General features: G+C 53.4%; 24 protein-coding genes. 11 read left to right on the top strand and 13 right to left on the bottom strand.

Annotation, left to right across the window (positions count from 1 at the left end; translation table 11 throughout):
* A complete protein-coding gene (locus TURPA_RS06415) occupies positions 1–1,368 on the top strand; it encodes an ABC transporter permease family protein (protein WP_014802480.1) in 1,368 nt (455 codons plus the stop codon).
* A gap of 193 nt (positions 1,369–1,561) precedes the next feature.
* Here TURPA_RS06415 and TURPA_RS06410 read toward each other — a convergent pair whose 3' ends face one another.
* A complete protein-coding gene (locus TURPA_RS06410) occupies positions 1,562–2,068 on the bottom strand; it encodes a DUF2505 family protein (protein ID WP_014802479.1) in 507 nt (168 codons plus the stop codon).
* Positions 2,069–2,149: 81 nt separating this feature from the next.
* Here TURPA_RS06410 and TURPA_RS06405 point away from each other — a divergent pair, with 81 nt between their 5' ends.
* From TURPA_RS06405 to TURPA_RS06385, 5 genes are all read left to right on the top strand, one after another.
* Entirely contained in the window at positions 2,150–2,641 is a 492-nt protein-coding gene (locus tag TURPA_RS06405) for a DUF2505 domain-containing protein (protein WP_014802478.1), read from the top strand.
* An 82-nt stretch (positions 2,642–2,723) separates the two neighbouring features.
* Positions 2,724–3,083, top strand: a complete 360-nt coding sequence (locus TURPA_RS06400; protein WP_014802477.1) for a hypothetical protein — start codon at positions 2,724–2,726, stop codon at positions 3,081–3,083.
* A gap of 131 nt (positions 3,084–3,214) precedes the next feature.
* Entirely contained in the window at positions 3,215–3,466 is a 252-nt protein-coding gene (locus tag TURPA_RS06395; RefSeq protein WP_014802476.1) for a hypothetical protein, read from the top strand.
* A 9-nt stretch (positions 3,467–3,475) separates the two neighbouring features.
* On the top strand, positions 3,476–4,528 hold the full coding sequence (locus TURPA_RS06390; RefSeq protein WP_014802475.1) for a hypothetical protein: 1,053 nt from the start codon (positions 3,476–3,478) through the stop codon (positions 4,526–4,528).
* A gap of 159 nt (positions 4,529–4,687) precedes the next feature.
* Positions 4,688–5,425 carry a hypothetical protein gene (locus TURPA_RS06385; RefSeq protein ID WP_041948357.1) on the top strand — a complete coding sequence of 246 codons (738 nt, stop codon included), beginning with the start codon at positions 4,688–4,690 and terminating at the stop codon, positions 5,423–5,425.
* Between the two features lie 52 nt (positions 5,426–5,477).
* Here TURPA_RS06385 and TURPA_RS06380 read toward each other — a convergent pair whose 3' ends face one another.
* From TURPA_RS06380 to TURPA_RS06365, 4 genes are all read right to left on the bottom strand, one after another.
* Positions 5,478–6,212, bottom strand: a complete 735-nt coding sequence (locus TURPA_RS06380; RefSeq protein WP_014802473.1) for an START domain-containing protein — start codon at positions 6,210–6,212, stop codon at positions 5,478–5,480.
* Between the two features lies 1 nt (position 6,213).
* Entirely contained in the window at positions 6,214–7,260 is a 1,047-nt protein-coding gene (locus TURPA_RS06375) for a hypothetical protein (protein ID WP_014802472.1), read from the bottom strand.
* Between the two features lie 33 nt (positions 7,261–7,293).
* Positions 7,294–7,908: a hypothetical protein gene (locus TURPA_RS06370; protein WP_014802471.1), complete on the bottom strand. Its 615-nt coding sequence runs from the start codon at positions 7,906–7,908 to the stop codon at positions 7,294–7,296.
* A gap of 119 nt (positions 7,909–8,027) precedes the next feature.
* Positions 8,028–9,515 carry a potassium/proton antiporter gene (locus tag TURPA_RS06365; protein ID WP_014802470.1) on the bottom strand — a complete coding sequence of 496 codons (1,488 nt, stop codon included), beginning with the start codon at positions 9,513–9,515 and terminating at the stop codon, positions 8,028–8,030.
* A 352-nt stretch (positions 9,516–9,867) separates the two neighbouring features.
* Between TURPA_RS06365 and TURPA_RS06360 the strand changes: the two genes are divergently transcribed.
* Complete coding sequence (locus TURPA_RS06360) at positions 9,868–10,833, top strand: IS30 family transposase (protein WP_014801511.1); 966 nt, start codon at positions 9,868–9,870, stop codon at positions 10,831–10,833.
* A gap of 45 nt (positions 10,834–10,878) precedes the next feature.
* On the opposite strand, the gene TURPA_RS24320 is transcribed toward TURPA_RS06360, so the two are convergent.
* Positions 10,879–10,974 (bottom strand): DUF1538 family protein, encoded by a 96-nt coding sequence (locus TURPA_RS24320; RefSeq protein WP_157210623.1) that lies wholly within the window; start codon positions 10,972–10,974, stop codon positions 10,879–10,881.
* Positions 10,975–11,084: 110 nt separating this feature from the next.
* Here TURPA_RS24320 and TURPA_RS06355 point away from each other — a divergent pair, with 110 nt between their 5' ends.
* Together TURPA_RS06355 and TURPA_RS06350 are read left to right on the top strand one after the other, a co-directional pair.
* Positions 11,085–13,370 carry a WD40 repeat domain-containing protein gene (locus tag TURPA_RS06355; RefSeq protein ID WP_157210421.1) on the top strand — a complete coding sequence of 762 codons (2,286 nt, stop codon included), beginning with the start codon at positions 11,085–11,087 and terminating at the stop codon, positions 13,368–13,370.
* 148 nt (positions 13,371–13,518) lie between these two features.
* The gene (locus TURPA_RS06350) at positions 13,519–14,385 is read left to right on the top strand and encodes a phosphatase PAP2 family protein (protein WP_014802468.1); all 867 of its coding nucleotides are present in this window, start codon (positions 13,519–13,521) and stop codon (positions 14,383–14,385) included.
* 12 nt (positions 14,386–14,397) lie between these two features.
* Here the strand turns inward: TURPA_RS06350 and TURPA_RS06345 are convergent, their stop codons facing one another.
* Genes TURPA_RS06345 through TURPA_RS06330 form a run of 4 tightly spaced genes read right to left on the bottom strand, consistent with a single transcriptional unit; the run spans position 14,398 to position 17,028 of the window.
* On the bottom strand, positions 14,398–15,096 hold the full coding sequence (locus tag TURPA_RS06345; RefSeq protein ID WP_014802467.1) for an endonuclease/exonuclease/phosphatase family protein: 699 nt from the start codon (positions 15,094–15,096) through the stop codon (positions 14,398–14,400).
* Positions 15,093–15,920: a hypothetical protein gene (locus TURPA_RS06340; protein WP_014802466.1), complete on the bottom strand. Its 828-nt coding sequence runs from the start codon at positions 15,918–15,920 to the stop codon at positions 15,093–15,095. Before TURPA_RS06340 ends, TURPA_RS06345 begins: the two co-directional genes overlap by 4 nt.
* 24 nt (positions 15,921–15,944) lie before the next feature.
* Positions 15,945–16,664: an MIP/aquaporin family protein gene (locus TURPA_RS06335; RefSeq protein WP_014802465.1), complete on the bottom strand. Its 720-nt coding sequence runs from the start codon at positions 16,662–16,664 to the stop codon at positions 15,945–15,947.
* Between the two features lie 52 nt (positions 16,665–16,716).
* Positions 16,717–17,028, bottom strand: coding sequence for a PilZ domain-containing protein (locus tag TURPA_RS06330; RefSeq protein WP_014802464.1), 312 nt, complete (start codon positions 17,026–17,028; stop codon positions 16,717–16,719).
* Between the two features lie 51 nt (positions 17,029–17,079).
* Between TURPA_RS06330 and TURPA_RS06325 the strand changes: the two genes are divergently transcribed.
* The gene (locus tag TURPA_RS06325) at positions 17,080–17,484 is read left to right on the top strand and encodes a GlcG/HbpS family heme-binding protein (RefSeq protein ID WP_014802463.1); all 405 of its coding nucleotides are present in this window, start codon (positions 17,080–17,082) and stop codon (positions 17,482–17,484) included.
* Positions 17,485–17,604: 120 nt separating this feature from the next.
* On the opposite strand, the gene TURPA_RS06320 is transcribed toward TURPA_RS06325, so the two are convergent.
* Positions 17,605–18,855, bottom strand: coding sequence for a M20 family metallo-hydrolase (locus tag TURPA_RS06320; protein WP_014802462.1), 1,251 nt, complete (start codon positions 18,853–18,855; stop codon positions 17,605–17,607).
* 127 nt (positions 18,856–18,982) lie between these two features.
* Here TURPA_RS06320 and TURPA_RS06315 point away from each other — a divergent pair, with 127 nt between their 5' ends.
* Positions 18,983–20,134 carry a saccharopine dehydrogenase family protein gene (locus tag TURPA_RS06315; protein ID WP_041948355.1) on the top strand — a complete coding sequence of 384 codons (1,152 nt, stop codon included), beginning with the start codon at positions 18,983–18,985 and terminating at the stop codon, positions 20,132–20,134.
* Positions 20,135–20,163: 29 nt separating this feature from the next.
* On the opposite strand, the gene TURPA_RS06310 is transcribed toward TURPA_RS06315, so the two are convergent.
* Positions 20,164–20,547 (bottom strand): type II toxin-antitoxin system VapC family toxin, encoded by a 384-nt coding sequence (locus TURPA_RS06310; protein ID WP_014802460.1) that lies wholly within the window; start codon positions 20,545–20,547, stop codon positions 20,164–20,166.
* 3 nt (positions 20,548–20,550) lie between these two features.
* Positions 20,551–20,766, bottom strand: coding sequence for a type II toxin-antitoxin system VapB family antitoxin (locus tag TURPA_RS06305; protein WP_157210420.1), 216 nt, complete (start codon positions 20,764–20,766; stop codon positions 20,551–20,553).
* Positions 20,767–20,830: the final 64 nt, after the last annotated feature.

The following is a 20,830-nucleotide window of genomic DNA, read 5'->3' as shown; positions in this document are numbered from 1 at the left end:
ATGGAAATACTCAGATTCATTGCGCGCCGACTTTACCTGATTCTGTTCATCGCGCGCAAACATTTTGTTCGCAACGCCCTCTCTTCGCTTGGGTTGTTCTTATCGCTTTTGGTTGTGATCACAATTCTCGGCGTGCTCGAACCGATTAAAAAGCTCATTCGGGAAAAAATGGAATCGAGCCTGCCGCCGCAGACACTGCGTTTGGTACCCGACCTCAGCGCTATGAACAAGGGCGGCTCAAACTGGAGCCAGTTTCGCAAAGAGCAAGACAATCTAATGCATATCACGTCGCGCACACTCGAGCGCGCTCGCAACTGGGGAAACAAGGGCGATGTCAAATCGGTGAGTGCTACGCAGCTTCTGCAGCAGCCCGCGATCGGGCGTTTTGAAGATCCGATTCTGTCGCAGCTCGGCTTTAGTTTCGACCTCGTGCTGCAGGGTGTGCCGCAGGCGCAGTTCAGGCCCATGATGCGCTGCAAGGCGCCTTATTCCGGAAACAAAATCCAAGACAAAGACAAGACGATTGATGAGATTCCCGTGATTGTACCTGAGAGTTATCTTGAAATCATGTATGCCTATACAATGATCAATGGTCTGCCAAACATTTCGGCAAACACGGTAATCGGCATGCGCTTGCGGGCACTACTCGGACAAAGTATCGTCGGCACCAAATGGTCGCGCACTGAAGAGGCTGTGCTGATCGTCTGCGGCTTCGCACCACCCGGAGTAATCTCTGCTCTTGGCGTACCGCTCGACTGGGTGCAGCGTAAGCACCGTGAACGCAACCAGAAGAACGCCGCCATGAGCTTCGATCAGATTTTCGTTGAAGTGGCCAATGAAAAAGTTTTGCCGGGTGTGCTGAAAGCGGCGCGTGCAGAGCGGCTGAGGGTACCTGAACAGAGTAAGAAGTTTGATTCGATTCTAAAATCCATCGAGAAGATCGACATGATCTTTATGATTGTCGCGGTCGTGCTCGGCGGCCTTGCCGCCATTGCGCTCGCGAATTCATTTGCGCTGCTTGCGGTGCAAAACCGATATGAGTTCGGCCTCTATCTGGTATTCGGCTCTTCGATGTTTTTCTTATGGTTTTTGCTGGCAATCGAAGGTGCTTTATGGGGATTCATTCATTCAGCGCTTGCCTTGGCGCTGTCGCAGCCGGCTCTGCAGCTATTGCAGCAACATATTGCCGACCTGCCGTGGCTCACGAAACTTTCAGGTACCGACCTCTCGGTGATACAGTTCGAGCTGACAAGTGCGCAGCATGCTTTCATCTACGCCACATCGATCGGCATCAGTGCGCTCGCTTCTTTGGTACCTGGTGCCATTGTACTGGGCAGAAAAACTCTCGCGCTGGTGAAAAAAGATTAGCAGTTTCCTCGGAGAGGAAACTGCTAGCAGGCGCGCGAAACCGAAAAAGCGAGAAGCAGCAGAGTCGCTTGTCAGACAAGCGACGCCGCGCTTTAGCGGTCGTTTGTAGAGCGGTTTCAAAGAAACCGCATTACAAACGATGAGGCTTTTCGCTTTTTCGGAAAATTTTTCGCGAGCTTGCTCGGGATATCTGTCAGTTTTTCGCGTGATTATCGGCGAAAAACTTCAAGATACGTTCGCAATCCACACCGCTCTGTTCGCGAAATTCGTGTACGATCAGCTTTTCGATTGCCTTGCCAATCGCGGGAATCTTCACATTCGCCTCGATGTCGATCTGGCGCTTGCTGCGCTCAAGCCCATCGGCGCTGTAGAGCGAAAGTTCTTTGAAATTCACAGCCGAGTTGACGATGCGCAGCTGCGTGTCTGAACGGTATTCTTGCTTTTCTGAGTCGAGCGTGGTGATTTCATAACAGGCGAGCGGTTCGCCGTTCGCGAGCAGCTTTTGCGCAAATAGGGGCAGCGCGGTGCGAATCAATAGCTTGTATTCACGCGTTCTGATCGGCCCATTGTTCTCTTCTTTCAGCAAGATAGCCGCGGAGAACATATCCCAGATGTGCAGGTTTTGGTAGCGTTCTTCGCGAATCTGTACCAGCTTTTCAAATGAAAACGGAAACCGGTGTTCGAGGGTCGCGCGCTGCACGCGGTTTCTTTGCGAAACTCGGCCGATGGGTCAAAAACAATTCGTCAACTTGTAGCGCGAAACCGAACGGGAGAAATTCATATGCGTTTCACCCTCAGGCAAGAGTTTCCCTACCCCATCAAGACCGTCATCGCAGCACGAGAGCTGCGCTACGATGCGATAGACGAGCAGCCAGGTCTAAAATCGCAACAACTGCTCGGTGTTGAGCATAACGGGCCGCTTGTGATCACGCGCCGGCTTTTCAAATTTGGCAATGCGATACCCGAAATTGTGAAAAAGATGGTACCTGCCGGCCTTCTCGAAATGGTCGACGTGAATACCTTTAATACCGAGACATACCTCAGCCAGTTCACGATGCAGTCAGAATACGCTCCCGATAAGGTGAAGATCGTGGCGACCTGCCCATACACTGCGATCAATGACAATCTGACGGTGCGCGAATACGAAGTGCATGTACACGTGAATATTCCGCTGGTGGGCCGAACCGTTGCGAAGGCGATTGTCGATTCGCACCGCGAGGCACTGGTGAAAGACCACCAGATTATTCTCAAAGCCTGTGCAAAGTTGGTTTAGCATATTGTGCGCCCGCCGGTGGGGGATGGTATGGTAAGCGAGAAGATATTGACCCGATGTGCCGGCAGTGCTTACGTCGCCCATGAAAAGAATAACCCTTATAACGCTTTCGCTTTTGTTCGTCGGCTCGCTCTTCGCTGATGCGCTCGAAACGGCTCGCGCCGAAATTGACCGCCAGTCGAAATTGATCAAAAAAGGTGATGTCAAGGGCCTCAAGGCAAGGCTGACCGAACGCCAGCGTGCCCGCGTGACAGCAGCTGTGCTCAAGAAGGCAAAAAAAGAACTCGCCAGCTACACGCTCGATGACCTCGTTGAATCGGTAGAAGAAGGCGAATACCAGGGCCAAAAGACGATCAAGATCAAAATGAAAAATGGCCGCACACTCACGACACTGATGGAGGTGAATGGCCAGTGGTTTGCCGACACCATTTGGTTTCGCTAACAGGTTTCTGACAAAGGAACCTGCTGACAGTTTACTAAATAAATGACCCGAAACGCTGGCTGCAGCGTCCAATTGTCGTAGGGTTTCGTGTGGGGGGTATATCCCCCTGAAACTAAACAGGAGACTAACATATGAAAAAAATATTCAGTACTGTTGTTATATTGCTGGCCTGCCTCACGCTGACCTGCGCCAGCTCGGCTGCACCCGCGGCGAAAATGGCCGATGAGGCGTACGAGCCGTTCGACCCTAAAAAAAAGAAACCCGGCGATGAGTGCACGGCAAACGACGAATGCCAGAAGCACCATGCATGCAAAAAGCGCGGCGAAAAAAGTTTTTGTACTGCACCCCCGCGCCCACAGCTGCCCCCAGGCGTTGTCACCTAACCGCGGGCCATGACCAGCGCGTGGCTCAAAGACTCGCGCTTTGACCTGAGTTTCATTTTCGGCATTGCGCTGCTCGCGGGCGCAATGGCCGGTGTCACTGTCGTTTGGCCGCTGCTTTTTCTCACGATGCTCGCTGCCCACAGCTGGCTCTTCGGCTATGAGCACCTTTGGGCAACCTACAGCAATCTGCTGATCCATCGCGATGACCGGCGCCGTCACAGACGCCTCATCTTTTTCGTACCGCCGTTTGTGCTTCTTGGTCTTTGGGTTGTCGCACACTACTTCGGCCTCACGGGAATCTACTTCGTCTACTTCATCGGCCAGTTTCACCACACAGTGCGGCAGAGCTGGGGCCTTGCGCAGCGCTACCGCCGGGCGGCGGGCGGATTGCCGTGGGATAACGTTCGCCTGTCAGAGCTAACGCTCTGGTCGGTGCCCGTCTGGGGTTTGCTGCACCGCTGCAGCCAAAGACCCACCGAATTTCTGTTCCAGGACTTTTGGCTTCCCCCTGTGCCTGTTGCCGCCGTCAACACGGCCGCAGCGCTCAGCCTCACGCTCTCGTTCATGTGGATCTATACGCGAATCAAAGCCTTTCGCCGCGGAGAACTCGCATTGGGCCATACACTCTATATGCTAACGCATTTCGCGATATTTTTCTGTGGTTACGTTCTAATCGACGAAATCTGCTCGGGCTGGCTGCTCGTCAACGTCTGGCACAATGTTCAATACATAGTCTATGTGTGGCTCTTCAACCAGCGCCGGTTTGCGCAGGGTGTCGATAACCATGCGCGCTGGCTCTCATGGCTTTCACAGCCCGGTATGTCACGAGTTTTACTCTATGCCGTTGTGACGATTGGGCTTGCGCTACCGTTCTATTATCTTTTGCCGCTTCTGGGCGTTACGCTCGATGCCTTGCTCAAGAATAACGCAGTGCCGATCGCCGTGGTGCTCAGCCTCACGCTCACGTTTCACCATTACATCGTCGATGCGATCATTTGGCGCCGGTCAAAGGCCGTCTCGCAGTCGCTGTCACAAGCGACCGAGTCAGCCGCCCTATTCTGAGAATAGGACGAATTACAGCTTTACGCGCAGCTCATACCGGTATAGGTTGTTGCCCCACTGACAGGGAACAAACAAAAAATGGAGACAACAATGAACACAAAAACTATGAGAATGTTGGGTTTGCTTTTCTCAATTGCTGTAGCGGGCAATTGTGCAAGCATGGTGAACAAAGAGCGCGCGAAACAGGTCAAGAAAATCGCGATTGTAACGGCCACGGCAAATAGCGGTCCCTATCAGCGCGGTGGCGGCTCAAGCCTCACGCAGATGGCTGCAGTGGTGTCAAACGCGACTGGCTCTGATGCGCTGGGTGATTTCGGTGGAAACCGTCTCGTTACACGAGCTTACAAAGGCATTTCATCCAGAATTCCCGGTTGGGGCTGGCAGGTAATTGCCGAGAAAGAAGTCCTGAAAAAACCGGCGTACGAAGAATTCAAGAAAGCGCTTAAAGAGGCTGAGATCGATAACGAACTGCTCAGAAAACTGGCGAATTCTGGTCAGCAGGTGCCGACGGGGTTTCCGAATTACAACTCAAGGTCTCATGGCACGAACGAAAAAGTCAAGGCAGCCCTGAACAAGCTTGCGAAAGACCTCGGCGTCGATGCGATCGCTTTTGTCGATCTCGACATATATTACGGCGCTAGTTTTGCAATTGGTGGTACCGGGGTGGCCAAAGCAAAGGCCTCACTTTCACTGAATGTACAAGATCAACAGGGCGAATGGATCATAAGAATGCAGCCAGCTGCTCAAACCGAATATTTCAGCGGCGATTCTGACGGTTCAACAGCTTTGGTCGGCGGTAACATACCCTTTACCGACGGCACCGAAAAGCTATACAATGAGGCTATTGATGAAGCCATCAAAAAAATGGACGAAGGACTTCTGCAAAAGCTGAAATAGACACCGAAATTTTTCGAAACGTGACGAGAACGCATTCAGTGTTTTCGTCACACTAATGCCAATCTTTATACCGCTTAAACTTCTCGGCAAACTCTGGCGACATTTGTGTTTCGGTTAAGCGCCGGCGCAGGTTCTGAATCGATTTGTACGGCACCCCTTTGCTCGCGAGGTTGATCACCCAGTTCGGCAACATGCCACCGGGGTTTGCATGCACCTGAAAAGTGAGGTAAGTTTTCTTACCCTGCGTGCCCTTGATCACCTGCAGATGCCAGGTTACCCGTATGAAAGGCATGCGCACACGCCCTGTGTTTGTCGGTGCATTCGCGTGGTTCACCTCGTATGTCTGAATCGTGACGCTCTTCTGAGACTCGTTCACCGTTATCTTCGCCCGGCTCACGAAATCGCGGTCGGCGATCGGCCATGGCGCTTTGATGGCGCTATAATAGACGTAGTTCTTGTCATTGATCGAGTGAAGAATACGAGTCTCTATCGAATTCGCCACCCATTTCGGATGGTTCTTCGTATCTGAAATCACGGCGAGAATCTGCATCACCGACGCATCGACGACACCATGTCCCTTGAATTCAACCAATGGGCTACCCTCTATCTTTCGCCGCTCAACAGTGATGCCCTGGTCTTGTTTAATGACCTGCCACGCACCCCCGGTAGCTTGAGGTGGGCTATCATCTTTTTCGAAGGTTGCGGGTGTCGCGGCGAGGGTCGTGAAAAAAATGAGGATTGCAAACGACACGCGTCCAAAGCGCTCTCTGAGCTGGCCCACAGTCATATCAACCCGCCAACAAATCAGGCGGATTCAACAGCGTTCTGTGTATCTCTGCAAGTGGCAAAGTTTTGCCCCAGAAGAAGGCCGTTCTGTTTGCGGCGTTTACCGCAACAGGCGGCTTATCTTTCATAGCCTTGTCGAAGTAACCTTTCATATAGTCGCGAAAACCTTCTGCAGTCGTAATATTCTTTGACGCATAGTCTTTGCTGACCGTCGGCCACAATGTCACTGAAAAGAAACTCCACACGCGGCTGACCCCGTGCAGGGCCTGCCAGTCGACACCGAAATAATCACCCAGAAAGCGCGCGCTGCTTTCGACCTCTTGGCGGTTCTCTTCTGTCTCGGCCATCATGTAACCCGAGAGCGCGTTACCGAACATGTGGTAGAGCGCGTTCATGAAGCCTGAATCCCATAGTGTCGCGAGCTGCGCAATATCGGCGCGTGCCTGCGCCAGGTATTCGATCTCGGTGATGCTCTTTGCCTGCTGCATCGCCTCGATCGTCGCCCTAAGGTACGCTTCGGTGGCGGGTACTGAGATGCCGCCACCGCCGGTGTGCTTCGCCGCATCTCTGATTACTTGTTGCGCCCGCTGAAATTCTGCAATGAGCTGCACGCGTGAAATGTCGACGAGCAAGTGCTCTTCAGCAAGGCGGCGCGTAAACTGCAAGGCCGTCGCCGCTTCTTTTTCGATTGCGAAAATGCGTTCATATGCCTTACCCGTGGGGCCGGCCTTCATCTCTGCAGAGAGCGAGTTATACGCGGCATGGTAACCCTGCGCCGCCTGCGCGACCGTGGGCTCGTTCGAGGCACCGCTTGCGGGTTGAGCCATCGCCGCTTCGGTCATGAGGTTCGTCAGGCGTCCGTAGAAATTCTGTGCGCTGGCAGCTTCATGAAACGCTCCATAGTCGCTGCATTTTTCGCCAAGCGCTTCAAACTCGGCAAAGAGCGCGAGCAACGGCACAATCTTTGGGTGATCGTTGCCGAGCCGTTTCACATAGTTGTCGATACCTGATTTGTAGCTGTCAAGCATACCGCGGCTGCCTTCGTCCATTGCTATATCCCCCTTGTTGATATGATCATTGTGTTATGCTTTCACCTGTTCAAAAATCTGCCCAAGGCGCTGCATGCGCGCGGTATCGAAAAAAACAACATACACATAAGGCGTCTCGGCATAAGATTGCCAGGTGAATAATGGGTCGAGATTTTTAAGCGCCGTATAGGTTTCAAGAATGCCGGCGACTTTGCCCGAGCGGTCTTGCTCTGCCGGGTACGCGGCGTACGCCACGACGCACTGCAGCAGCGTCATCGCCAGGTTGAGTTTCTCATTGCCCTTGCTTTCGGTGACCGCGGCTGCATCTTGTGCGGTTGTCATGAGCCCCACAAGGTCGCCATGGTTCTGCGCCTTCTTCGCTGTTTCGTAGCGGTCGAGCGCAGCCTTCAATTTATCAGGATTTCCCAATTTCTGGTAGAGGCGCACCAGGTTACCATATTTGTCCATTTGCTCGGCGCGCGCAACGGCAAACATGCTCGCGAGTGGCCCAAGTTTCTGGGCGTAATCGCCTGCGTCGCTGCTTTGGCCTATGATACTGAGATATTGCTCGTAGGTTTTGATTTGTTCAGTGTGCAGGTGGGGTGCGTGGCGGCAATCTGCCAGCCTTGCTTCAAAGTATCGCCGTGATTCGCCGAGTACGTCAGACATGCATCACCCTGCGGCGATTCAAGCGACCGGTCAATACAAATAGTCGATGCGTACGCACTGAGGCGCCTGCGGGCGTCCGCCGGCCGTTACCCACGCTGGCGAGCCGCATGGTATTGTGTTTAAGTCAAGACTTCGGTCTTACCGAAAATATCCCGCAGGGTATCAAGGTTGGTCTGTCGCGCAAGCCCAAAAATTCGATCCCCAGTTTCGATCAGGGTGTCGCCACGCGGAATCAGAAAGCGGTCACCCCGTTCGACGCTGGTTAATATCACGCCAGCCGGCAGTTCGAGGTCGACTACTTTTTGACCAGCGGCGGCCGCGTCTTCACTCACATGTATTTCTATATTTAGAAAGCCTGCGGGTAAAATACCCGCAGCGAAGTCAATGCTTCGCGGTTTGACAAGGGGTACTGTTATCTGAAGAGTTTTGGCCAGCCATGGAATGCTGATGCCCTGAGCAATAACCGAAGATATGACGACAAAGAACACGAGGTCAAAGATGTACTCTGCCCGGGGAAAATGGATACTCCACGGATATGTCGCGAGAATAACCGGGGCTGCTCCACGCAAGCCCACCCAGGAAATAAAAACTCGCTCTCGCCACAAAATGTTCCGACCAGGTACCGCAAGAAAAACCGCGAGCGGACGCGCAATGAACATCATGAATACCGCGAGCAACAAACCTTCTTTCCAGACAGGGAAAACTCGCGTAGGAAAAGACAACAGTCCCAGCATGAGAAATACGATTATCTGCGCAATCCAGGCGATACCGTCGAGAAAGCGCGAGATACTTGCTTTGTGTAGCATTTCGTTGTTGCCGAGAACAATGCCCGCAACGTAGATTGCGAGAAAGCCACTGCCTCCGAGAAGTCCGGTCAAAGCGAATAGGCCCACGACGAGGCCGAGAGCCAGAACGCCGTAAAGGCCTTCGTACTCGATACCTGCGTTATTAATCACCCAGCGGAGGCCCAGACCGCCCAGATATCCGAACGCGAGTCCGATGCCGGCCTGCATTACCAGAAGTTTCGAAAATTCCACAACGCCCGCAGCCGGATTGCTGATAAATAGGAGCACTCCCACCGTTAAGAAGATCGCGATCGGGTCGTTGCTCGCTGCTTCAAATTCAAGCGTTTGTTTTACGGTGCCTTGCAGGCTAACGCTGCGTGCTCGCAAGAGGCTGAAAACGGCCGCAGCATCGGTAGACGAAACAATTGCACCCAGTAGTATTGAATCTGACCAATGCATGCGCAAGACTAAATTTGCAAAGGTTGCCGTCGCTGCGCCGGTGAACAAAGTCCCTAGCACCGAAAGACTAATGCCTCGCCGCAAGACTGGCCGCACACTGCTCCATGAGGTACTCATGCCGCCGTCGAATACAATCAGGGCCAGGCAGGCCGAGCCTACTGCGAATGCCATGCGGTAGTTGTCAAAGACAATGCCGCCGACACCGTCTGACCCTGCGAGCATTCCTATGCCGAGAAAAACAAGCAACAATGGTATACCAAAACGCGATGATATGCGGCTTGCGATGACTGAAATCGTTACGAGTAGCGCTGCCGCGAAGAGAATGGCTTCGAGCGAATAGCCGTGAAAATCAAATATCTGCATTGCAATTCGACCTTGGACACTGGGTGGGGCCGCAGCGGCTCCGTAAAGGCATTTCGGTCTCTTAGACCAGTGCCAATTGTGTTCGGCATGCTCGAAGGAAAATCTCGATAACCAGTGATTCTTGTATTTGCAATGAAGAACTCATGGCGTATGAAGTGCACCACTTCCATCGGTCGTGACAGCTTCGCATGGTTGTGAACTAGACCGGCCAATGTAAAGGATTCTCTCTGCACTCGTCGCTGCGTCAACGATGCTGGCAGATTCCAAAACGAAGTGCGAAAGGGATAAAGTAATGTAAGGCCGCTCCCGGGTTTCGAGGTTGATTTGCGAAAAACGACCACGGAGCCCCCGGATGCGACCCTACGTTCAACTATCAAATGATGAAAGACTGCGTATAGAAGAAAGCCTTGCTGAGGGCCTCAAGGCCAGCCAAATCGCCAGAAATCTTAAGCGACACCCGAGCACTATTTTTCGAGAGATTCGGCGTAATTCAATGCCACGACATTACAGCGCGCGGTGCGCCAGAGACGAGGCGCGAAAGCGCCAGACTAATACCAACGCCGCGAAGGTTACACCAGAGCTTTGGTCAGAGATCGGAGCATCGCTCAAGTCGACGCTGTCACCAGAACAGATCGCAGGCCGCATGCGCCTAGAACGTTTCGACGGTGTCTGCATGCAGACGATTTACAATCATGTGCGCAAGAAATCCGGCACATCGAATTTTTATCGCCTGTGCCTGCGCCGCAAAGGCAAACCATACAAGCGCAAAGTGAGGATTGAGGCTGAAAACAAAGGGTTTTTTCGCATTCACGACCTGCCAGCCGAAGCTTTGACGCGACGCAAACCCGGCTACTGGGAGGGCGATTTGGTCGAGGGTAAAATGGGCACCGGGCAGATTGCAACTTTCGTCGAAAGGCATTCGCGTTACTTGCTCGCGGCGAAACTGGAGCGCAAATTGGTGACACAGTTTAACGCTGCAGCGCGCGACCTATTCGCCGACATCGATAACGAACGGCTGCGGGGTATCATTTACGATCGGGGCACCGAGATGAGTGGCTACCGCGACCTGCAGCAAGTGCTGAACTGCGGCATCTACTTTTGTGACCCCGGCTCGCCATGGCAGAGAGGTACGAACGAAAACACGAACGGCCTGCTGCGCGAGTCTTTTCCCAAAGGCACAGATTTTCGGCGCATCGACCAGGAACAGGTTGACGCAGCGCTTAAATTACTAAATAACCGACCACGCAAGCGGCTGAATTACCGAACCCCGGCCGAGGTCTACTTTCGCAGCCCTATCGCACTTCGTTTTGGAATGTAAGGCTCTTGGTTTCGGTGAGAGAAAAAATGAAAAGCAGCGGCGACTTTAGGGGTAATTTGACCCCACGTTCTCGCCGAGTGCCATGAGCCCCAGAAAAAGGCCTTCCATAAATAGCGCCAGACCAAGAAGCGCGAGAGTCAGGCACTACCCTTAGACTTGTTGTTCAACCCGGTAGTTAGTCCCATTCTGGGGAATCTGGCTATTTGCCTTGCCAACCTGACCTGCGCAAGGCAGCGGGGGGCGAAGTGACCGTGCGATCAAGAATCAAATACATATTCTCCGTTATCACAGCGAGTGCCTCCTTCTTCTCGCCCGTCGCCGCAGAAGACACGCGGCTGATGGTGCAGGCAGCCGATCGCGAGCAGGGTTATGGTCTGAGTTATAGTCATGATCATCGGTTGATCATTACGCACGGTAATCATGCGGTGCTTATCTGGGATAGCGCAGGTCGTTTGGTGCGTAAGTTTGCGATTGCCGAAGGCATAGGGGTAATGGCATTAAGCCCAGTTGAAGATACTCTTGCCATCGGTCAAAAAAACGGCCCGGTTGTACTATATGATTTTTTGGGTAACCAGCTACGAAAATTTCCCAAAGAAACCGAACGCGTTTCGTCCATTGCTTACCTGCCCGACGGCCAATCGTTCGCAGCCTACAACGGAGCCAGTGTCTTCATTTGGGATGTCGCGACCGCAACGCAGATTCGCGGCCTGCAGGCGGGGTGCACCGGGTTCAATCTTCTCTCAGTAAGCCCCGATGGTCAGTGGATCGCTGCGGGTGGCAGCAACGGCCAAATCTGCCTATATCGGGTTTACGATGGGGCCGAGATCTTCAAGCGTAACGATGAGGGCAATATTAGCTATATCCTTTTTACGCCCGACAGCACAGGTTACATTACCGCGCACACGGGCAATACCTCGTCGATGCTCTTTTTCACCAAAAAGATCCGCAAAATAGGATTCTGGAACCTGTCGGGAAAAGAAGTTGATTCAGTCTCGGCGCATGATGCAGGGTTATCGCTCAGTATAAACCACCATGGTGGGGGCTTTATTTCGGGTAGCGATTCAGGATATCTCGAATTCTGGAATTTCAAAGGAAAGAAAACTTCTGAACTTAACACGCAACCCGGGGGCAGCGAGCACACTTCACGCGGTATTCGCGCGATAGCCGTCGACAACGGTACAGGTCAAATAGTCACAACCGGATGGGACCATGCGCTGCGTGGTTACGACATTAGGCTGCGACCCTTGTTTGTCAACAGGCCAAATTATTATGGCACGGCGACTGCGGCAGTCGACAATCAAGGCAAACTCTTCGTCTTTGGCGCGGGCAAGAACCTCGCGCTGTTTACAGAAAATATGTCGCAAACCAAAAGGGCCAACGTTCATCACATATCGCAGGGGCCTTTGGCCATTTCTTCAGATGGCACGCGCATTGCAGCGGCAACCATCGGTTATGGAACTCAAGTAGCAGATGCTCAGGGAAATCTAATCTGCGAAATGCGCGGGCACACTTCGAAGATAGCCAAAATTCTCTACCTGCCCGAAAAATCGCAGTTTGCTTCGATTGGCCAAAGTGGCACGGTCATTTTTTGGAGTCACGACTGCTTAGAGATGGCGCGGTGGCAGGCGCATATCTCTGGTAACATCACAAGCGTTGCTGCGCCATCAAACGGCGACCAAATTGTGATGGCAACAGATTCCGGGAATTTCAAACTATACTCGCTGGCCGGCAAAGAAATATGGGCTGCTGTCGGCAGAGGATCACACCCAGCTGATATCGCATTTAGTCCAGATGGCAATTTGATTGCGGTGGCATCTCATTCTGAAGCCACACAAATCTGGGAAACCAGCTCTGGCACCGCCCGTTCACAGCGCTTTGGTCCCGGTGTTGCCACATTTTTTTCGAATAGCGGTAAAGACCTCGCAGTCGGCTATATGGACGGCAGCCTCTTCATTTACGACATTAACGGTAAGGCTCATAAGAAGCTCTATCCATTTGGCAGCACCACCAGCCAGCTGGTTGCTTCTGTAAACGGTAAGTACCTACTTGCGGCTTCTGATTTTTCAGGCATCGTCTTTTATGACACCAAGACGTATGCCGAGGCTGCAAGGCTGATTAGCAACGAGAACGGTGAATTTGTCTTCGGTAGCGCTGACGGCCGCTATGACTATTCCGGTACGGGTGAATCGCTAATGCACTGGGTGGTCGGAAATGAGGCCGTGCCTGTGGCCCAGTTTAAAGAAAAGTACTACACACCTGGTCTGTTGAGTGAATTTCTTGGGGTCAAGCAAGCTACGGTACTAAAAAAACCCGAAATCTCCGTCTCTAAACGCCTTGTCGGTAAAGTTTTTCAGATCAAGCCCAACGGCGACATTGTTATCTATACAAAAGTCAGCGGCTCACTGCGCGCGGGAAAGAAACTCAAGACTCTGAACGGCGCGAACTATGTCGACGCAACCATCAGCAACACGTTACACACTAACGTCACAGCGAAAGCAAAGGGAGCGGTTGCGGTGGGTAATCCTGTGTTCGAGTGAGAGTGTGCGGGGCAGGTAATGCCAACCCGCGGCGCCGGCCGTGGGACCTGTCTACCCTTTAGCCCCCATCGGTCTTTACGGGCCTACGCGCCGCTAGGGTGTATACGCAAATGAAAAAAATACTGATGGCACTAGTTGCCGCATAACCATGCGGCGATCGATTTGCATAGCCTTCTTATTCATAACAGCGCTGAATCCTAGCGCGCTGCGCGCTGAATCTCTGCACCCGTGGCAAAACCTCTGGGGCAACTTCGTCGACGCTCACAGCGGCACGAATCTCTTGTACTATGGCGGGGCCGTCGCCGCCACCGGCGTCATGGTTGCAACACCCTGGGATAAAAATGCGCAGCGCTGGTTTCAAAAAGAGAACCCGATCGGCGATGACATCGGCTATGGCATGGTCGTGGCGGGCTGGTTCTGGCATCTCGCGCCCGCGGGCGTCATGTACCTCTATGGCTGGCGCGCCAAAGACCACGAGCTCATGGGTGCGGGCGCAGCGGGTTTGCAGGCGGTCGCCATGGTGACGACCGTGACCGTGACGCTGAAATTCATGACGGGTCGGCGCCAGCCGCTCAAAGACGGCATCTATGATTTTTACGGGCCATCGGGCCATAAACGCTCTGATGACCCGGCGGATTTCATGGCGTTCAACAATAATATTCGCAACGAGAGCCTGCGCTTCGCCTGGCCTTCGGGTCACACGAGTTCGACGGTGGCGTTCGTGTCGGCGATGGCGGCCTATTACCCAGATAAATTGTGGATTAAACTCGTGGGCTACCCTGCTTCGCTTTTGATGGCGCTTTCGATGGTCGACTACGACGCGCACTGGACATCAGATGTCATCGCCGGAGCTCTGATCGGGCACGCGATCGGCTACACAGTCGGCCGCAATTTTCGCCTTGCACGCGCAGGTTCGTCGCCGGGCGAGAGCACTGGCGCGAAAAATATGGAGACGTATTTTTCGGTGCTGCCACTGCCTGACCGCATTGAGGCAAGAGTAGTGGGTGTATTCTGAACCCTCGGGGCGTTAGTCTATTTCAACGCACAAAGGTAGATGGTCGCTGTGTTGAAGCCACAAGTCTTTGTCGCCAATATCTAACTTGTTCAGGCGCTCTGCAATCCTGCGTGAGGCGAAAACATAATCAATGTGATACGACTTATCATGATTCCTCTGGAGAAAGAATGTCGGTTCAGGCTCTTTCCCTTGGTCGATCTTGCGCGTCAGGTGATATAGACTAACGATATTTGCCTCATCGAGCTCGCGCACAACATCTGAATGGTTCCACCACCTGTCCCATTTATCCCACCGCACGTTGCTGTTCAAATCTCCGGCAAGAATTATATTCTCCATTTTATCAATGTGAAACTGCAGGTATTTCCACAGCTGCCCGATGTAGCCAAAGGTTGGTGAATTCGCCTTGTGCGCCCACATAGCAAGCAGGTCAAAGCTATCATTAATCCGCGCCGGGAGAAAGTGTTTCAGACCATGATCGGACCAATCTTTTCTGCTCAATGAGATGCCTGGCTTGGCAAAAATGCCAAGACCTTTGTAGTGCAGGTCGCCAACCCAGAGTGAATTTGCGCAGAATTCTGCGTACGCAGAATCGCTGTAAGAATCACCGGGCCTTTCGCATTCCTGAATAATGTAGACATCTGCATTCAGTGTCTGGAGGATTTCTACTTTCTTGCGCAGGGCGCCGCCGCAGTTCCAGGTGGCGATTTTCAAATATCCTCAAGAATGGGTTTTTCTTCAAAGCTTCTTGCGCGGATATATGCTCCGAAACTAATCGTGAAATAGACCATGTTGCCAGCAAATCGCGGATCGTATCCATCGAACGTGCCGATGACATAGGCTACGCGCAATCGGATAATCCAATATGCCGCCAAGGTGCCGTCGACTTTGTTTGCGCTGTCAGTATGGTCTGGGAAACGATATTCGTAATTTAATCCCATGGGAATCGCGGTCGAGAAAGGGAGGGCTACGTCATTGCCGGGTGTATCCCGGACTTTCTCAGGAGGTGCTATATGCATGGATGCGATTCCGAAGAACGGAATAACCGCAAAATTGGCTCCGATGGCAAATTCGTATCCGACCGACGCCTCTGGGTGAATTATCTGCGTATCCAGGCCTTGCTGCCAAGTCCCATCGTATGTAAAAGATTGCTTCGTATTCATGCCTAACCCAATATAGTTTCGTAATTGCAGGCGCCACGCTTCATAGCCTATGTCGAATCCGACTAATAATGGAATATGATCCGAAAAGTATTCATTCATTCGGCCGGTAAAATGGCCATACCCCGTTCCGAAATCAAACCCACCCCCCCACTTGGATATTCGCATCTGGCGGTTACGCCAGATAATTTGCCGGATTTCGCTCTTATCAATGAAGCGAATTCGATCTTGCATCTGAAATTCAATCCTGCCGAAAGCATCGCTAATGATGACACCTTCTAGAATTGTCTCATCGTTCATGACCAGTTTGTCAGCGTAAAGAGCCAGTGGGAGAAGAGTCACAAATGTCAAAATCAAGGCGCACTGAAGTTTTCTCATTCCAAAACCCGCGGCGCGCAAACCTTACGACACACTCTTCAACAAGAACCCCGCAATTGCGCCGCCCGCCAGCGGTGCGACCACCGGTACCCAGGCGTATTGCCAGTCAGACGAACCTTTGCCTGCAATCGGCAGAATCGCGTGTGCAAGCCGTGGCCCCAAATCGCGGGCGGGGTTGATGGCATAACCGGTCGTGCCGCCCATCGAGAGGCCAATTGCCCAGACGAGCACGCCGACAAGAAACGGGCCAATGCCGGCAGTGACACCGCCCGAGCCGCGTGAGAAAATGACGTAGACGCCGACCACGAGCATGGTCGTGCCCAGCATTTCACTGATGCCGTTCGCAAACGGCCGGCGAATTGCCGGGCTCGTCGAAAAGACGGCGAGCTTCAGTTCGCTGCTCTGCGTTTCGCGCCAGTGCGGCAGGTAGTGCAACCACGTGATCGTGGCCCCGACGAAGGCGCCCGAAAACTGCGCGCCGAAAAAAGGCAGCACATTCTGCCATTCGCCCTTTTGTATCGCGAACGCCAGCGTGACCGCAGGGTTAAGGTGCGCGTCTTGACTACCGAATGTTTTCGCTGTGAAAATACCCAGCATCACGGCAAACGCCCAACCCGTTGTGATGACAATCCACCCTGCGTTTTGCGCCTTCGACTTTTCAAGCAGCGCGCCGGCGACGACCCCCGTGCCGAGAGTGATAAGCACCAGCGTGCCCAAAAATTCGCCCCAGAATGGTGAAAGCATGATCGGTCAGACGAAGATAGTCTTGCGCCGTCAAGGCGAAAGGGATGAGCGATTACGTTAGAATCTGCTCGAGCACGATCGTGGTCAGTGGCTTCTTAAACTGCATGTGGTGACGGTACAGGCCGGCCTCGGCCGCAGGTTGGTAACCGAGAATCTGCCCTTCAAGCGTCAGATTTACATCGGGGATCTCAATCGTCACGATACCTTTATTCATCATCGTATCGACGATAAACGAAATGCCGCCCTCGCCGATATCGACCGTGAAACCTCGAATCACGCGCTTCGCCACGATGGCCTGCATGGGTTTCACAAACTTGTACCGTTCGTGAGAGCGGCGGTTATCGTGGGGCAGAGACTGAGGCATGACCGAAAAAATTAACGATTGCCACAGCAATCAAGGCATTGATGCTTTACCATGACGTACGGTAAACCCATAACACTCGCAGATGCGAAAAAAATTGTCGCGGCCGCGCAGGCCGAAGCGATAAAAAATGGCTGGCACATGGCGATTGCCATCTATGATTCAGGTGCGAATCTCGTGCTGCTTGAAAAAATGGATAACACGCAGCTGGGTTCCATAGAGATCTGCCAACAGAAGGCTCTGACTTCCGTCAAATTTCGGCGCGCCACCAAAGCGTTCGAAGAGGCGGTAGAAAAAGGTGGCATGAACCTCAAGATCTTGAGCATGTCGAACGTGATTCCCGTCGAAGGCGGCGAGCTGATCGTGAAGAACGACGAGATCATCGGCGCGATTGGCGTCTCAGGCGCGCTCTCGGCACAGGATACGCAGGTGGCAAAGGCGGGGTTGGCGGCTCTTTAAGAGAAGATCAACCACGGTCATTCCCGCGCATGCGGGAATCTATTGCCATGTGTGCACCAAACAAGATTCCCGCTTTCGCGGGAATGACCATCTTGCTTTATCTGCGCCAGTTCTGCTTATTTACCTTAGGGAAAGTTCAGCCATCGTCTGCGCCAGAATTTCAACGCCCCGGCCGATCTCTTCGGGCGAAGTGTACTCGTCGCTGCGATGGCTGTAGCCGCTCTTCGACGGCACGAAAATCATTCCCATCGGCGCAATGCGCGCAATAAAAAGCGAGTCATGGTATGCACGGCTCGGCAGGCGCATGTGCGAATAGCCGCGAGTTTCGGTCGCCGCTTCGGCCACCTTTAAAATTGTTTCGTCTGAAACCGCCGGCGGGTCAGAGTTAATGTCTTCGATTTCGACTTTTAATCCTCTTTCGTCGGCGAGCCGTTTTGCGAGGGTCTTCACTGCCGTGACGACTGCATCGCGCGTCTCGAGACGAATGTCGCGAATATCGAACTCCACCGTGGCCTTCGCGGGTATGCTGTTGATCGCACCCGGGTGAACCTTGACAACACCCACCGTCGCCACCGTGTCAGGGCTTGGGCTCGCCTTGGCAAGACGCTCGGCTTCTTGAATCAGAATCGCACAGGGCACGAGTGCATCTTTGCGCGCAGGCATCAGCACACCGCCGGCATGGCCGCCCTCACCGGTGAAATGAATGCGAAACGAAGCCGGGGCCGCGATTCCCGTCACAATACCGATCTGTTTTTTCTCGCGCTCGAGCACAGGGCCTTGTTCTATATGCAGCTCGACAAAGTAGTCGTAATAACCCTTAGGTAGGATTGCACTCTCTACTGTACCTTTGTACCCTGCTGAACCACGCGCCTCATCGAAGCTCAGGCCGTCTTTGTCGCGCAAAGCCGCAACCTTATCGAGCGCAATAGTGTTCGACATGATGCGGCTGCCAATGCAGCCGATGCCGAATCGTGTGGGCTCTTCTGACGTGAAGAACACAACTTCGATGGGCCGCTTCGGTTGAAAGCCTGCAGTTTTGAGTGCCCGCAAAGCCTCGAGTCCGCCGAAAACTCCAACTGTGCCGTCGAATCGGCCGGCATGCGGCACCGCATCGCAGTGCGAACCTGTACCGATGGCGCCAAGCGCGCTCTCGTCGCCCAGGCGCACAAAAATATTCCCGATCGAATCTTCGCGCACGTGTAGCCCGGCTTCGCGCGCGAGCGATTTGAAATAGTCGCGTGCCTTGATGTCGTTCTCAGTGAAGATGATGCGTGTCACCGCGGGGTAATCGTGGTCAGAAAAGCGCGCGAGCTTTTCGAGTTCGTCGCTGACGCGCTGTGCGTTGACGGTTATTTTGGGCATCGAAGGCATTGCGCCCGATGCCATGCGCGATCGGCGCGGCAAGAATTATTCGGCCTTGCGTTATCATTAGGCAGGGGTTTAACCCCCTGCCTGATGAAACTCTTTGACGCGCCATTTCGACATGGCCATTAACCCCATGGCTAAGAAAGAATTCGACCTCATAGTATACGGTGCAACCGGCTTCACAGGCCGGCTTGTGGCTGAATACCTGGCGCAGCGTGGCATCTCTGGTTGGGCAATGGCGGGCCGCAACACGGCGAAACTTGCAGAAGTGCGCGACCTCATTGGTGCACCGAAAGACACTCCGCTCGTTGCGGCCGACGCCGCGAACCCAGCTTCACTCAAGACCATGTGCGAGCGCACGCGCTGCGTGCTGACGACCGTCGGGCCTTACCAACTCTATGGCTCTGACCTCGTCGCAGCCTGCGCCGCAGCGGGTACTGATTATCTCGACCTGAATGGCGAGCCCGCGTGGGCGCGGCAGATGATCGATGCGCACGAGGCCGCCGGAAAAAAGAGCGGCGCGCGTATAATACTTTCAGCGGGCTTCGACTCGATTCCGTTCGACTTGGGTGTCTGGTACCTGCAGCAAGAGGCGATTAAGAAATTTGGCAGCCCTGCGCCACGTGTGAAAGGGCGCGTGCGCAAAATGCAGGGCGGCGCTTCGGGCGGTACGATGGCGAGCATGAAGGCGACGTTGAAGGCCTCATTCAAAGACCCGTCGATTCTCGGTTTGCTCAATAACCCGTTCGCGCTGACTCCCGGCTTCGAAGGCCCGTCGCAACCGTCGGGCATGGTGCCCGAATACGACAAAGAACTCGGCGTCTGGGCAGCGCCGTTCGTCATGGCACCCATCAACACCAAGAACGTGCACCGCACGAATATGCTGCTCGGCCACCCGTACGGCAGAGACTTCGTCTACGACGAGATGATGCTGACCACGCTCGGCGAAGCGGCCCGCGCGCTCGTCGACGCAGCTGCCAAAGCAAACCCGTTTACCGGCAAAGGCCTTAAGCCTGGCGATGGCCCGTCAAAAGAAGAAAGAGAAACCGGATTTTACGATGTCATGTTTACCGGCATCTATCCCGATGGCCGCAAAATCGTCACGTCGGTCTACGGTGACCGTGACCCCGGTTACGGTTCGACCAGCAAAATGATTTCAGAGGCGGCGCTTGCTCTGCTCGAAACGAAATCTGCAGGCGGCGTGTTCACCCCAGGGGGATTAATCGCCGCCCCGCTAGTTGAGCGCCTGCAGAAATTTGCAGGCCTGACATTCAAAGTTGAATAGCCCCGTAGAGACGCCCTTTACGGGCGTCTCTAAAGATTCTTTCGAATCTTCAATCCCGGTATCTTCTGAAAATCCGTATCGAGGGTGACGATTTCGGCTCCCACTCGCTTCGCACAACAGGCTATAGCAAGATCGGTTAATGGCAGCGTGAGACCTTTGCGATCAAGCTGCCAGGCAAGCCGGGCTGTTTCGAGCCAGATTGCAGCGTCGACATCAATCAAATCGAGCAGGTTTGAGAACTCTAGAAACTTTTCCCGCAATGATTCTTGTAGAATTCCCCTCGCAACCTCTGCCTGTATGATACCGCAGATATAGATGGGTGTGTGTTGCCGAAACTGGGCGATGTCGCGAACAAATTCATGGCGGCGGCGCATCCAGTCAATGTAGACGCTGCTGTCGACTAACAAGGCCATTATTCAGGTTTCTTTTCGCCGCAATTTCTGCAGATTGTATTGGGGGTCGATCGTCGCTTTGTCTTCGCTGTAAAAACTTTGGCTCGCCAGATTTCTGAGGCTCAGCATCTTTTCGGTTTCAATTAAGGCAAAATCTAACGCCGCCTTGCGCGTCTTCAGTTTGGCCAATCGCATGACGTGCATGAGGCGTTTATCGTCTATTTCGATTGTTGTCTTCATGAGCATGGGTACGGGAAAATCACCCATACGTCAACCCATATTTCTGATGCGTTCGTAGAGACGC

Origin of the sequence: Turneriella parva DSM 21527 (genome assembly GCF_000266885.1) — a bacterium.
GTDB classification, from domain to species: Bacteria; Spirochaetota; Leptospiria; order Turneriellales; family Turneriellaceae; genus Turneriella; species Turneriella parva.
The sequence above is the reverse complement of the archived record's forward strand: the minus strand, read 5'-3'. Positions and strand labels throughout refer to the sequence as shown.